Source organism: Streptomyces sp. NPDC050504 (assembly GCF_044458065.1).
In the GTDB taxonomy this organism is placed as follows: Bacteria; Actinomycetota; Actinomycetes; order Streptomycetales; family Streptomycetaceae; genus Streptomyces.
In genome coordinates, this window is sequence record NZ_JBITHO010000011.1 from 277,548 (window position 1) to 290,967 (window position 13,420).

The window sequence follows — 13,420 nt, forward strand, 5'->3', positions numbered from 1 at the left end:
TCCCGCTGGGAGCCCACTCGATATAAACAAACCCGAGTGCCTGTTATCAATGGGCATCGGAAGATCCGATGCCCACAGGTGAGTTGACGGACCGTCAGGCAAGACCCTCGGCCATCAACCGCTTGCCCAGGTCGGGGGAGATGTCGAGCCTGGCGAAGACCTCGGGAACGGCGAGGGACGCCATCATCACCCGATAGAGATCGGCGATCCGCTCCTCCACGTTGGTCCGCCCCGTCATCACCTCCGCCAGAAGCTGCACCCCGGAGAAGGCACCGACCAGCACCTCGGCCGTCACCTCGATGTCCACCCCGGGCAACAGCTCGCCCCGCTCCTGCGCCTCCGTCAGCACGGCCACCTGGAAGTCGATCCACGACCGGTAGGGACGGCGCCTGTCGAGCACGCTGCCCTGGTCCACGGAGAGCCGGATGCTGCCCTGCAAGAGGCTGTCGAAGGTGAGCCTGTGGGCCACGAGCAGGGCGGAGTCCACGAGCTCCTGGAGCTTCACCTCCCGGGGGTACAGCGGCAGATAGGTCGTCTGCTGCGACACCTGCCCGTCGAGGACCTCCTGGGCCAGCTGCTCCTTGGAGGTGAAGTGGAAATAGAACGCGCCCTTCGTCATCCCGGCCCGCTTGTAGACGTCGGAGATCCGCGCGGAGCCGTAACCCCGCTCCGCGAAGACCGCCCCCGCCGCTTCCAGGATCGCCTGCCTGGTCCTGACCGCACGCTCCTGCTGTGCCATGCGGACTCCCACTCCCATCCTGCCCACCGCCGCCCCGCGGGCGGCTTTACCGTGCAATGACAGGGTTGCCATTGAATAACAAACCCGCAAGCACGTATCTTACTGCCTGCCCCGTCAAGACGGCCAGAGCACGAAGACCGTCATGCTCCATGCGCACAACACCCGCACATGAGTTGTTCAGTCGTCAGTGGTTCTTCTGAGGCCGATTCAGGCGGCCTCTCGGAGGGGGAGACATGACCCTGCACACCCACGCCGTGCTTCCGCAGCAATTACGCTCCGCGACGACGGAGGAGCCTGCTGTGATCACGCTGGACGCTCCGCTGGGCGCCCCGGTGGACCTCCCGGGCGCCGTTCCACTCGCCATGCCCCTCGACATACCCCTCGACATAGCGGTCGAGATACCGGTCGAGATACCCGCCGAGCGGCTCCGCCCGCCGGTGGAGAAGTCCCTGGTCAACCGCACCCGCGCGGCCGACGTGCTGCCCGTCGGGTGGGAACGCCACAGCGACACGAAGTTCACGGTCGGCGTCCGCTGGCCGCTCAAGCACCGCTACTTCGGCCCGCAAGAGGGCCGCTACTCCTCCCAGTTGATCCTGGAGACCATCAGGCAGTGCGGTCTCCTGCTCTCGTACGCCGAGCTCGGCGTGCCCACGGGACACCACTTCGTCATGTGGGACCTGCGCCACCGCGCCTGGCCCAGGCGGCTGCTGACCGGCGGCACCGACGCGATGATCGACGTCGAGGTGCAGGTCACGGACCTGCGCATGCGCGGCGGCTCCCCCGGCGAGGTCACGCTCCAGATGGTGCTCCGCAGGGGCGAGCGGATCGTGGCCGCGGGCAGCACCCGCTACTCCCTGATGTCCCCCGCGGCCTACCGCAGGATGCGCGGCGGCGCCGTGCCGCTCGACCTGCCCGCGCCGCTCCCCCAGGACCTGCCCACGGCGGTGGAACCGGCCTCGGTCTGCCGCAAGGAGCACCGGGACGTCGTCCTGTCGCCCGGCGAGTGCGAAGGGCAGTGGTTGCTGCGCGCCGACACCAGCAACCCCTCGCTCTTCGACCACGCCAACGACCACATACCCGGCATGGTCCTGGTCGAGGCGGCCCACCAGGCGGCCCAGTCGCTCGCCCTGCGCGCCCCCTTCGTACCCGGCTCGTCCGAACTCTCCTTCACGCGCTACGCGGAGTTCGGCGTGCCGATCCGGATCGAGGCGCAGCCCACGGGGGACGGCGGCCTGCGGGTCACCGGCCTCCAGGACGGCAACTCGCTCTTCACGGCCCAGTTCGACGGCGACCCCACCGCCGGCTGAACAGGACCGCCACCGCGGACCGCCCGTACGACGGCTCCCGGGCCGCCGCACGGGCCGCGCCCGCCCCCACCCCGAACAGTGCTCGGGTACGTCGCAGGCACCCGGCTCACCGGACGGTCCATCCGCCGTCCACCGGCATCGTCGCGCCCACCACGAATGAGGCGCGATCGCTGCACAGCCACGCCGCCGCTTCGGCGATCTCCTCCGAAGCGGCGGTACGGGGCATCAGCGCCGACGCGAGCAACTGCTGCTCCATCACGGGGTCCTGGTCGAGCCACTCCTCGACCAGCTCGCTGCGCGTCGTACCCGGCGCCACCGCGTTGACCCGGATCCCGTGCGCCGTGTACTCCGCGGCCGCCGCCTTGGTCAGACCCAGGACGGCGTGCTTGGAGGCGGTGTAGGGGGCGGCGACGGGAGTGGCGACGAGCCCCGCCGTGCTGGCGTTGTTCACGATGGCGCCGCCGCGGCCGAGCATCGCCGCGATCTCCAGGCGCATGCAGTTCCACACCCCGCGCACATTGGTGTCCATGATCGTGTCGTAGACGTCGTCGGTCATCAGGTGCATCGGCGTCTGACGGCCGCCGGTGCCCGCGTTGTTGAACGCCGCGTCCAGGGGCCCGAAGTGCGCGACTGCCCGGTCCACGGCCCGCTCGACGTCCGTACGGCGCGCGACGTCGGCGACCACGTACGCCGCCGCGTGCCCCTCGGCCCGCAGCACCGCACAGAGTTCGGCGAGGCGCTCCTCCCTACGTGCCACGAGGGTGACGGCCGCTCCTTCTCTGCAGAACACCCGGGCGGCCGCGGCCCCGATGCCGCTGCTCGCTCCCGTGATCAAGGCGTGTTTACCCGCAAGAAGATCTGTCGCCATGACAGCAACGTAATGGAGGAACAGTTGCAGTTGATCTTCCGGGAACGAGTTTGTCTCGATCCATCCCATTGCGATCCCCGATGGGGTGAACGGCTTGGCCGATCGCCGCTGGAGCGGGGCCACCACGAAGAAACGACCACCGCCCACGGAAGGGGACGAGCACATGGCCAGGAGACGCGTTCTCGTCATCGGCTCCACCGGATTCGTCGGATCGCGCGTCGTGGCCCGGCTCACCGCACCGGGACGGGACGACGCAGACCCGGTGGTGCGCGTGCTGCTCCACCGCCGGGGCGTGCGGCAGGAGCTGGTGCGCTCGGGGGCGGTGGAGACCGTACGCGGGGACCTCGCGCACCCCTCGACGCTGCGCGGCATCTGCGACGGCGTGGACACCGTGCTCCATCTGGCCTCGCTGATCGGCGGTGACCAGGAGGAGTGCCGCACGGTCAACGACGCGGGCACCCGCGCGCTGCTCGCGGAGGCCGCGCGCGCCGGGGTCTCCCGGATCGTGCAGCTGGGCACCACCGCGGTGTACCGCGACGGGGTCCACCGGGGCGCCGCCGAGGGCGAGCTGCCCTTCGGCCCGGCCTCCGTCACCAGCGTCACCCGGCTCGCAGGCGAGCGCCAGGTCCTCGCGGCCGGCGGCGTCGTCGTCCGCCCGCACCTGGTGTTCGGCCCCGGCGACACCTGGGTGGTCCCCTCCCTGGTGCGGCTGCTCACCGCCGTGCCGCACTGGGTGGACGGCGCCCGCGCCAGGCTGTCGCTCATCCACGTGGACGACCTCGCCTGGGCGCTGACCGAGCTGGCGGGGCGCCCCGCCCTGCCGTCGGGCAGCGCGCTGCACGCGGCGCACCCCAGGCCCGTACGGGTCCGCGAACTGCTCTCCGCCGTCGCCCACGGGCTCGCGCTGCCGCAGCCCCGGGGCTCCGTCCGGTCCGCCGACGCCCTGGAACTGCTGGGCGCCGGGCCCGACGAGGCCGTGTGGCGGCGCAGACTCGACTCGCTCACCACCGACCGCTGGTACGACTCGTCACGTCTGTGGCAGCTTCTCGGCTCCTGCCCCGCCGAGGAGTTCGGCGCGCGGTTCGCGGACGCGCTGCCCTGGTACCGCCGCCACCTCCCGCCGGACCACCCGGCTTGACGCTCCACCCACCCCGCCCCCACACGCACGCGTCTACCGGTGTGCACCGCGCACCGCTATCCACGGGATCGGAGAGTCATGCACGGCTACGGCACACGGGATCGGAGAGTCATGAACACCACACCTCGCCCCGAGCTCGGCACCGCCAGGTGTCCCTACGTCCTCGACGCCACCGGGGCTGACATCCACGCGGAGGGCAGGGAGTTGCGGGCCCGCGGCCCCGCGACGCCCGTCGCCCTGCCCGGGGACGTGCGCGCCTGGGCGGTCACCGACACCGCGCTGGCGAAGCGGCTGCTGATCGACTCGCGGGTCTCCAAGGACGCGTACCGCCACTGGCCGGACTTCATCCGCGGCGAGATACCCGACAGCTGGCCGCTGCGCATCTGGGTCGACGTGCGCAACGCGCTGACCTCGTACGGCGCCGAGCACACCCGGCTGCGGCGGCTGATCGGCGCCGCGTTCACCGCCCGCAGGGCGCGCGCCATCTCCCCGCAGGTCGAGCGCATCGCCCACCAGCTGCTCGACGAGCTGGCCGACCTCCCGCCCGGAGAACCGGTCGACCTGCGCGAACGCTTCATCTGGCGGCTGCCCCTGCACGTGCTGAGCGTGCTGCTGGGCGTGCCGGACTCGATGCACGACGCGTTCCGCGAGGCGGCCGACGGGATCTTCGACACCGATCTGACCACGGAACAGGCCGCCGCCAACTCCCGTACGGCCTACGCACTCATCGACGAGCTGATCGCGGTCAAGCGCGCCGAACCCGGCACGGACGTCACCAGCACCCTGGTCGGGACGTGCGACGAGAACGGCGGGTGCCTCTCCGAGGACGAACTCCGCGACAGCCTGCTCCTGTTGATATGCGCGGGCCACGAGACCGTGGTGAACCTGCTCGGGCACGCCGTGGTCAACGTCCTCACCCACCCGTACCAGCTGGCCCTGGTCCGTACGGCGCAGTCCACCTGGGCGGACGTCGTGGACGAGACGCTGCGCCACCAGGCCCCGATCGCCCACATCCCGCTGCGCTACGCGACGGACGACATCCACGACCGGCCGTCCGGCCTGACCGTGCTCCGGGGCGAGCCGATCCTCCTCAGCTACTCGTCGGCGGGCCGCGACCCGCTGGTGCACGGCGCGGACGCGGACGCCTTCGACATCACCCGCAGCACCCGCAGGGAACACCTCTCGCTCGGCTACGGCACGCACTACTGCCTGGGCGCGGAGCTGGCCCGCTGCGAAACCCGCATAGCGCTCACCGCGCTCTTCGCCCGCTTCCCCCACCTGTCCCTGGCAGTCCCCTCGACCCATCTGAAGCCCCTGGAGTCCTTCGTCTCCAACGGCCACCAGGCCATTCCGGTGCTGCTGGGCTGAGGCGGCAGAGACGGGGTGGGGCGGGGGCGGGGGCGGGGTGGGCCCGGTCGTTCATGTCCGCCGATTTGTTGTCCGCGGACAACAAATCGGCGGCACCGCAATCGGCCTACGAAGCTCCGGTCGTCACCGGCACCTGAGCGGCCTGGGCCGCTCTGTGGGCGGCCACTCGTGCCTGGAACGCCTCCAGGAATCCCTTGTGGGCCCGGTAGGCGATGTCTCTGCGCACACCGGACTCGGCGAGCAGCGCCACCACCGTCAGCTGTCCCGCCTCGGAGCGCAGCGGCTCCCCGGCGAACATCCGATCCACCGCCGCGACCAGTGCGGCGCGCTCGGCTTCCGGGTCACGGACTCGACGAATTCGACCGGCCAACTCGGTGCCCCTTTCTCTACGAGTCTCTATGAGTTCTACGAGCCTCTCCGTCGACTGTAGTACGACGTTCATCTACCCGGCACGCGTAAAGCCCGGCGTCGGGCCGACGTCGTCACTCCGGGTCACTTCCCGTGGGCCGCCCGTTCCGGCGGGTCCGCGTCGGAACGGCGGTGCGGCGCGCCGGTGCGGCACTCACATGCTGACCTGGAGGTAAGTGCGCACTTTTTTGTCGGTACTTGAGCGTGCGCGCGCCCGCCGCAGAGCATGGAGTCCTCCCGGACCGCCTCACATTCTCAGGGACTCCGCCATGCCCGAAACCGCCTCCGCCGCCTCCGCCGCCTCCGCCGCCTCCGTCCCCGCCGTCCCCGCCGTCCTCGCCGCCCCCGCGGCCCCCGCGGCCGCCGCTCCCTCCGCCCTCGTTCCCGTGACCGTGATCGGCCTCGGCTCCATGGGCGCCGCGCTCGCCGACGCGTACCTCGCGGCCGGTCACCCCACGACCGTCTGGAACCGCACTCCGCACAAGGCCGACCGTCTCGTCGCCAAGGGTGCGGTGTTCCGGCCCGCCGTCGAGGACGCGGTGGCCGCGAGCCCGCTGGTCGTCACCTGCCTCACCACGTACCGGGCGACGTTCGAAGCCCTGGCCCCTGCCCGCGCCGCGCTGGCCGACCGCACCCTGGTCACGCTCAACAGCGGCACCCCGTCGGGCGCGCGAGAGGCGGCGGCCTGGGCGGCGGAGAGCGGTGCGCGTTTCCTGGACGGCGCCGTCAAGAACGTGCCGACGGCCGTCGGCCTGCCGGACACGCTGCTGTACTACAGCGGCGACAAGGCGGTGTTCAACACGTACGAAGCGGTGCTGCGGGTGATGGGCGGCGACACCCGCCACCTGGGCGCGGAGCCCGACCTGGCGGCACTGTACGAGTCGGCGGTGGGCACGACGCTGCTGCCCGTACTGCTCGGCTACTTCCAGGCCGCCGCGATGGTGAAGCAGCGCGGGCTGGACGCGAGCACGCTGGTTCCGTACACGGCGAAGTGGCTGGAGATGGTGATCTCGCTCCTCCCCCACTACGCCGACGAGATCGACCGGGGCAGCTACACGGACCCGCTCTCCTCGCTCGGCCTCTTCCACGAGTCCATCGCCCACGACCAGGAGCTGGCCGAGGAGACCGGCGTCGACTACGGCTGGCACGAGCCGATGCACGAGCTTCTGCGGCGCGGGGTGGCGGAGGGCCACGCCGAGCACAGCGTCGCCGCGCTGTACGAACTGCTGAAGCCGCGCTGAGACCGGTCAGCCGGGGGCCCGACATTTGACATGCAACCTATTGGCTGCCTATCGTATTAGGCAACCAATAGGTTGCATTTTCATGGTGGGGAGGGCGGGACCGGAATGGACGAGGTCTTCAAGGCACTGGCGGACCCCAGCAGGCGACGCCTGCTGGACAGCCTCAACGCCAGGAACGGCCAGAGTCTGCGCGAGCTGTGCGCCGGTCTCGACATGACCCGGCAGGCGGTCAGCAAGCACCTGGCCCTGCTGGAGGCAGCCGATCTGGTGGTCACGACGCGCAGCGGGCGGGAGAAGCTGCACCACCTCAACGCCGCGCCGATCAACGCCATCGCCGAGCGGTGGATCAACCAGTACGACCGTGGGCGCGCACATGCGCTCGCGGACCTGAAAGCGGCATTGGAGCAACCCCCCATGTCCTCCGACAGCAACCCCGTCTTCGTCTACAGGACCCACATCAACACCACCCCCGAACGGCTCTGGCAGGCGCTCACCGACCCGGCGTTCACCCGCCGGTACTGGGGCGTGGCCTTCGAGACCGATTGGCGCCCCGGATCCCCGATGGTCTGGGTGGAGGGCGACCGCAGGACCGTCGACCCCGACCAGACGGTCCTGGAGGCGGAGCCGTACCGCCGCCTCTCCTACACCTGGCACACCTTCACGCCCGAGTGGGCCGAGGCGGTCGGGATCGGCGAGGAGGTGCGCACCAGGCTCGCGGCCGAGCCCAGGACGCGGGCGACGTTCGAGATCGAGCAGCTCGGCGCGACCGTGAAGCTGACCGTCACGCACGAGGGGTTCGTCCCCGACAGCACCATGCTGCCCATGATCAGCGAGGGCTGGCCCGCGCTGTTGTCCAGCATGAAGACGCTGCTGGAGACGGGCGAGGCGCTCCCCGAGTCGGCCTGACGCGCATCCGCGGATTTGTTGTCCGCGGACAACAAATCCGCGGACAACACCTCGCGACTCATCCCAGGAACGCCACCAGCTCCTCCACCACCGCCTCCGGCTGCTCCTCGGGGAGGTAGTGCCCCGAGCCCTTCACCTGCACCAGCCGCACGTCCGTCCCGTGCTCGGGGAGCACCGCCGCCAGAAACGCGTGGTTGGAGCCCTCCGAGCCCAGCCCGAGCAGCGGCAGCGACACCGGCTCGTACGTCTCGAAGTCGGCGATGTCCTGGTTGAACTCCTGGTACCAGGCGTTGCCCGCGCGGACGGCGTCGGCGGTCGAGTAGGCGCGCGTGTAGATCTCGCGCGAGCGCTCGTCGACCGAGGCGGGGTCCTTGGCCTCGCGGTCGAAGAGCCAGTCGACGAGCAGCCGCATCCGCCCGTCCAGCAGCGCCTCGGGCAGCCCGCGCACCTGGTTGAGGGCGAACCACCACAGATAGCCGTCGGCGCCCCTGGTGATGTCCCCGTCGACGTGCTGGTTCGGTCCCGGCAGCAGTGTCATCGACGACCAGTTGGGGTCGGGGTGCGGCACGTCCAGCAGGGCGATGCGCCCGACGGCATCGGGGTGGTTGGCGGCGTACGCGTACGCGACCATCGCGCCGATGTCGTGGCCCGCGATGTGCACGGGCCCCAGGCCGAGGTGGCGCACGAGCGCGTGGACGTCCTCGGCCATCGTCCTCTTGTCGTAGCCGGACTCCGGCTTGGACGAGCCGCCCATGCCGCGCAGGTCGACGGCGAACACCCGGTAGTGGCGGGCGAGTTCGGGCATCACCTTGTGCCACTGCCACCAGGTCTGCGGCCAGCCGCCGAGCAGGATCAGCGGCTGCCGGTCCCCGGCCTCGCCCCCGCCTCCGCTCCCTCCGCTCCCGCCGCTCCCACCGCTTTCGACGTAGTGCAGGCGCACGCCGTTGACGTCGGCGTACCGGCTGGTGAAGTCGCCGTCCAGGGAGCGGGCGAGTGCGGCGTCCGAGAGGGCGTGGGCATCGGTCATGACTGTTCCTCACTTCGAGAACCCGAAAGGATCGTACGACTTTCTCGTACGATCATGACCGTACGAGATCTCCGTACAGTTGGTCAAGTACGAAGAGCGCGTACAGTTGCCCCATGCCCGAAACACCCCATCCCGACCTGAACTACATCGAGATCGTCGACGTCATGGCCGCGCTCGGACACCCGGTCCGCCTCGCGATCGTGCGCGAACTCGCCTCCGCGAACGAGGAGTTGTTCTGCGGAGCGATCGTGCCCGACGTGCCGAAGTCGAGCCTCACCCACCACTGGCGCGCGCTGCGCGAGGCAGGGGTGATCCGGCAGCGCCCCGAGGGCCGCAAGCTCTACATCAGCTTGCGCCGCGACGAGCTGGAGAACCGCTTCCCCGGGCTGCTCCCCCTGGTCCTGGCGGAACCGTCCCGCCGCTGAGGAGCCGCTCCCCGGCGCCCGAGGACTGTTCGACCGTCTCCTTCCGGTAGGCGGTCGGGCTCATGCCCTGCACCCGCTTGAACGCGGCACTGAACCCGAACGCGTCCGCGTACCCGACCCTGCGCGCCACCGCGCCCACCGTCAGCTCGGGGCGGCGCAGCAGGTCGGCGGCCAGGGTCATGCGCCACTCCGCGAGGTACGCGGCGGGCCCCTCCCCCACCAGGTCCGTGAACCGCTTCGCCAGCGTGGTCCTGGACACCCCGACGCGCGCGGCCAGTTCGGCGGTCGTCCACGGATGCGCGGGATCCTCGTGCAGGGCGCGCAGCGCGGGCCCCGCGACCTCGTCGCCGTAGGCCGCGTACCACTGCGGCGCACGTGCCTCGGGGCGGTCGAACCAGTCGCGCAGCGTGCACACCAGCAGCCAGTCGAGCAGCCGGTCGAGCACGATCTGACGGCCGGGCCTGGCCGCCGCTATCTGGATCTCCAGATAGTCGCGCACGGCCGAACAGTCCTGTTCCTCCGGAACCACGAGGACGGGCGGCAGCACGCGCAGCAGCCGCTGCGGCGCCTCGGCCCGTACGTCGTACGCACCCGCGAGGAGCACCGTCGCACCCGCCGGGGCGTCGACATCGCGGTCCGCTGCGCACGACACGTCGAGCGATTCGCCGCGCCCTTCGGGATCGTCGGTGAAGACGAAGGGCTGGGGCCCCCGTACGATCGCGACTTCCCCGACCCGTACGAACCGGGGCTCCCCGCCGGCCGGAACGATCCACCCCTCCCCGTGGAGCGGTGTGCACAGTGTCAGATACGCCTCGTCGGTGAAGCGCAGGGACCACGGCGGCCACAGCACGGAGTGTCCGAACACAGCCCCCGTACCGCGCACGCCCCTCAACAGCTCGTCGAACACGTCCATACGGTCACGATATGCGGCCGCGACCCGCGGCCCGGACGATCGCCTATGCACCGCGGACAAACGGCCATGGCCGCCCCTGACCACCCCTTGATGTCATGTCCCCATGACAACGAACGACAGCACCCCCAACACCCCTTCCGACGTCCTCGTCCTCGGCGCGACGGGCAAGAGCGGCCGCCGCGTCACCCGGGTCCTGCGCGAGGCGGGAGTCACCGTCAGGGCGGCGTCCCGCTCCGGCGAGGTGAAGTTCGACTGGACGGACCGCACGACCTGGGGCCCGGCGCTCGACGGAGCGGACGCGGTCTACCTGGTGGCCCCCGAAGACCCGACTCCCATAGGGGACTTCGTGAACCGCGCCGTCGAGGCGGGCGTACGGCGCTTCGTCGCCCTGTCGGGCCGGGGCATCGAGCACGCGGTCGGCTCGGGCTTCGGCGAGGGCATGCTGGCGGCGGAGGAGGCGGTGCGCGGCTCGGGCGCCCAGTGGACGATCCTGCGGCCCACCAACTTCTTCCAGAACTTCACCGAGGACCTGTGGCACACACCGGTGCTCCAGGGCCGGCTGGCGCTGCCGATCGGCGAGGTGCCGGAGGCGTTCATCGACCTGGAGGACCTGGCGGAGGCGGCGGCGACCATCCTCACGGCACCGGACGACGCGGGGCACGTGGGCCAGGTGTACGAACTGTCGGGCCCCGAGGCCCTGACCTTCCGCGAGGCGACGGCAACGGTCGCGGAGGCGGCGGGCCGCACGGTGGAGTACGTGGAACTCACCCCGGAGGAATACCGCACGGAACTCCGGGAAGCGGGCGTCCCCGAGGAGTGGGTATCGGCCCTGGACGCCCTGTTCGCCCTGCACAGGAAGGGCCACACGACGACCCCGGCAACAGGAATCCCCCACATCCTGAACCGCGAGGCGACGCCACTCAAGAAGTGGGCAACAAGGGCAGCAGCAGAAAACGCCTGGCAGTAGAAACGAACAACACCTCCCGCAGCTGCGCCCCGATAGGGGCGCGGGGCTGTGTCCGATGTGCGGCTCCGCCGCGCGGGCGCGAGCACAGGAGCGCCCCGATAGGGGCGCGGGGCTGTACCCGATGTGCGGCTCCGCCGCGCGGGCGCGAGCACAGGAGCGCCCCGATAGGGGCGCGGGGAACTGCGCGAGAGTGGGGCACACGCCGCACCGACCCACCCACCCCGAGCGGGCTCGCCCCAGAACCCCACCCCCACCCACCCCGCCCACCCCACCCACCCAGCCCCCGGCAGGGTTTCGGGAAGGGGCGGGGAGGGGACTTGCCCGCCGCAGGCGAAAACGCCCACCCCGGGCAACGGGGCCCCACCCCCGCCCAAAACCTCCTCATCGCCGCCGCAACAACACCGTGCTGTCGATCCGGGTCCCCTCAACCCCCTCCCGGTTCTTCTGGGTCCGCTCGTGCTCCTCGCTCAGCACGACCTCCCACTCCCCCTCCGGAAGCTCCAGCGATTCGACGACCTCCTCCGGAGTGGGGAAGTGCACGTGCTCGTGCCGGGCCCGAGCCTCCTCGTCCCAGGACGGGAACCCGCCGTGCCCCTCGATGAGCAGCACACCGCCGGCCGCCACCGCCCGCGCCGCGCGGTACAGGATCCGCTCGCGCGGCAGCTCGACGGTGGAGTGCAGGAACTGCACGGACACCAGGTCGAACTCCCCCTCGGGGAACGTCTCCGCGAGGTCGTGCCGCTGCCAGTCGATCCGCGAGGCGACCTCCTCCCCAGCGTCGGCCGCGTGCCCCGCGGCCCGTTCGAGGGCGACCCGGGAGATGTCCACGCCGGTGACCCGCCATCCCTGCCGGGCGAGCCACACCGCGTCGGCGCCCTCGCCGCAGCCCAGGTCGAGCGCCCGCCCAGGGGCGAGCCCGGCCGCCTCCCGCACCAGCACCACGTTCGGGTTGCCGCTCCAGATCCGGTCCTTCTCCCCGTAGAAGCCGTCCCAGAATTCCGTACCCCTGCGGTGGGCGACCGCCCGCGCGGTCTCCTCCTCCACCAGGTCCGCGTTGATCGCGGCCGCGGCCCTCGACCCCGCGGCGGCGGCCGAGAGGACCTGGTCGTGGGGGCTGACGACGTTCCCCGCCGCCCACACCCCGGCGGCCTCCGTCGCCCCGGTCGCGTCGACGGCGACCGGTTCCGTCCCGCCACCGCCGATCCCGAGCGCACCGAGGAAGCCGTCCCGGGCGAGAAGCTCGGGCGCGACGACCAGCGCCGAGCACTCCCGAACCACCCCGCCCTCCGCACCGCCCGACGCCGTACCCTCCGCACCCTCCGGTGCCGCACCGCCCAGCCGTACGCCACGCACCGCGTCGCCCTCGACCAGTACCTCCGACACCTCGCCCTCCACCACGGCGATCCCGCGCGCCTCAAGCCGCTCGCGCTCCTCGTCGGCGAGCGCGTGCGCGTAGGTGTGCGCGAAGAACGTCACGTCCGCGCTCCACTGCCGCCACAGCAGCGCCTGGTGCACGGACCTGGGCCCGGTGGCGAGCACCCCGACGGCCGCGTCGCGCGCCTCGTACCCGTGGCAGTACGGACAGTGGAGGACGTCCCGTCCCCACCGTCCGGCGAGCCCGGGAACCTCGGGCAGCACGTCCACGAGGCCCGTCGTGACGAGCAGCCGGGCGGCGGTGTGCACGGTCCCGTCGTCGAGCACGACGCGGAAGGCACCGCTCTCCCCGTCCCGGGCGACGTCCACCACCTGCCCCTGGACGAGTTCGCCGCCGTACGCCTTCACCTCGTCGCGCCCGGCGGCGAGCAGCAGCGCGGGGTCGATCCCGTCGCTGCCGAGGTAGCCGTGCATGTGGGCGGCCGGGGCGTTGCGCGGCTCGCCCGAGTCGACGACGAGCACGCGGCGCCGGGCGCGGGCGAGGGTGAGCGCACCGCTGAGCCCGGCGGCGCCGCCGCCGACGACCACCACGTCGTACGAGACCCCCGTACCCGCACCCGCGCCCGTACCCGCGTCCTCGCTCACGATCCCGCCCCCAGCACTGTCGACAGTCTTGCCGTTCATGACCGCACCTCCACCACTGAATCCGTACAGTTCCGTCATCGCTGGCGATGGTGCG

13 protein-coding genes are annotated in these 13,420 nt (G+C 71.4%); 7 read left to right on the forward strand and 6 right to left on the reverse strand.

Going from position 1 to position 13,420, the window contains the following annotated elements; all coding sequences use genetic code 11:
• Positions 1 to 94: 94 nt before the first annotated feature.
• A complete protein-coding gene (locus ACIBNE_RS34655) occupies positions 95 to 739 on the reverse strand; it encodes a ScbR family autoregulator-binding transcription factor (protein WP_399278803.1) in 645 nt (214 codons plus the stop codon).
• A gap of 233 nt (positions 740 to 972) precedes the next feature.
• Between ACIBNE_RS34655 and ACIBNE_RS34660 the strand changes: the two genes are divergently transcribed.
• The gene (locus tag ACIBNE_RS34660; RefSeq protein WP_399278805.1) at positions 973 to 2,046 is read left to right on the forward strand and encodes a ScbA/BarX family gamma-butyrolactone biosynthesis protein; all 1,074 of its coding nucleotides are present in this window, start codon (positions 973 to 975) and stop codon (positions 2,044 to 2,046) included.
• A gap of 106 nt (positions 2,047 to 2,152) precedes the next feature.
• On the opposite strand, the gene ACIBNE_RS34665 is transcribed toward ACIBNE_RS34660, so the two are convergent.
• Positions 2,153 to 2,914, reverse strand: a complete 762-nt coding sequence (locus ACIBNE_RS34665; RefSeq protein WP_399278807.1) for a glucose 1-dehydrogenase — start codon at positions 2,912 to 2,914, stop codon at positions 2,153 to 2,155.
• 163 nt (positions 2,915 to 3,077) lie between these two features.
• Here ACIBNE_RS34665 and ACIBNE_RS34670 point away from each other — a divergent pair, with 163 nt between their 5' ends.
• Together ACIBNE_RS34670 and ACIBNE_RS34675 are read left to right on the forward strand one after the other, a co-directional pair.
• A complete protein-coding gene (locus ACIBNE_RS34670) occupies positions 3,078 to 4,052 on the forward strand; it encodes an NAD-dependent epimerase/dehydratase family protein (protein WP_399278809.1) in 975 nt (324 codons plus the stop codon).
• Between the two features lie 111 nt (positions 4,053 to 4,163).
• On the forward strand, positions 4,164 to 5,420 hold the full coding sequence (locus ACIBNE_RS34675) for a cytochrome P450 (RefSeq protein ID WP_399278811.1): 1,257 nt from the start codon (positions 4,164 to 4,166) through the stop codon (positions 5,418 to 5,420).
• Between the two features lie 106 nt (positions 5,421 to 5,526).
• Here the strand turns inward: ACIBNE_RS34675 and ACIBNE_RS34680 are convergent, their stop codons facing one another.
• Positions 5,527 to 5,790: a hypothetical protein gene (locus tag ACIBNE_RS34680; protein WP_399278813.1), complete on the reverse strand. Its 264-nt coding sequence runs from the start codon at positions 5,788 to 5,790 to the stop codon at positions 5,527 to 5,529.
• Positions 5,791 to 6,238: 448 nt separating this feature from the next.
• Here ACIBNE_RS34680 and ACIBNE_RS34685 point away from each other — a divergent pair, with 448 nt between their 5' ends.
• Together ACIBNE_RS34685 and ACIBNE_RS34690 are read left to right on the forward strand one after the other, a co-directional pair.
• Positions 6,239 to 7,069 (forward strand): NAD(P)-dependent oxidoreductase, encoded by an 831-nt coding sequence (locus tag ACIBNE_RS34685; protein ID WP_399278935.1) that lies wholly within the window; start codon positions 6,239 to 6,241, stop codon positions 7,067 to 7,069.
• A 105-nt stretch (positions 7,070 to 7,174) separates the two neighbouring features.
• The gene (locus tag ACIBNE_RS34690) at positions 7,175 to 7,975 is read left to right on the forward strand and encodes an ArsR/SmtB family transcription factor (protein ID WP_399278815.1); all 801 of its coding nucleotides are present in this window, start codon (positions 7,175 to 7,177) and stop codon (positions 7,973 to 7,975) included.
• Between the two features lie 58 nt (positions 7,976 to 8,033).
• On the opposite strand, the gene ACIBNE_RS34695 is transcribed toward ACIBNE_RS34690, so the two are convergent.
• Positions 8,034 to 9,002 carry an alpha/beta fold hydrolase gene (locus ACIBNE_RS34695; RefSeq protein ID WP_399278817.1) on the reverse strand — a complete coding sequence of 323 codons (969 nt, stop codon included), beginning with the start codon at positions 9,000 to 9,002 and terminating at the stop codon, positions 8,034 to 8,036.
• A 113-nt stretch (positions 9,003 to 9,115) separates the two neighbouring features.
• On the opposite strand from ACIBNE_RS34695, the gene ACIBNE_RS34700 reads away from it, so the two are divergent.
• Positions 9,116 to 9,427, forward strand: a complete 312-nt coding sequence (locus tag ACIBNE_RS34700; RefSeq protein ID WP_399278819.1) for an ArsR/SmtB family transcription factor — start codon at positions 9,116 to 9,118, stop codon at positions 9,425 to 9,427.
• Here the strand turns inward: ACIBNE_RS34700 and ACIBNE_RS34705 are convergent.
• On the reverse strand, positions 9,348 to 10,340 hold the full coding sequence (locus ACIBNE_RS34705) for an AraC family transcriptional regulator (protein ID WP_399278822.1): 993 nt from the start codon (positions 10,338 to 10,340) through the stop codon (positions 9,348 to 9,350). The two genes, ACIBNE_RS34700 and ACIBNE_RS34705, sit on opposite strands and share 80 nt — an antisense overlap.
• A gap of 103 nt (positions 10,341 to 10,443) precedes the next feature.
• Here ACIBNE_RS34705 and ACIBNE_RS34710 point away from each other — a divergent pair, with 103 nt between their 5' ends.
• Positions 10,444 to 11,307, forward strand: a complete 864-nt coding sequence (locus tag ACIBNE_RS34710) for an NAD(P)H-binding protein (RefSeq protein WP_399278824.1) — start codon at positions 10,444 to 10,446, stop codon at positions 11,305 to 11,307.
• Between the two features lie 381 nt (positions 11,308 to 11,688).
• Here ACIBNE_RS34710 and ACIBNE_RS34715 read toward each other — a convergent pair whose 3' ends face one another.
• Positions 11,689 to 13,365, reverse strand: coding sequence for a methyltransferase (locus ACIBNE_RS34715; RefSeq protein ID WP_399278826.1), 1,677 nt, complete (start codon positions 13,363 to 13,365; stop codon positions 11,689 to 11,691).
• Positions 13,366 to 13,420 lie beyond the last annotated feature (55 nt).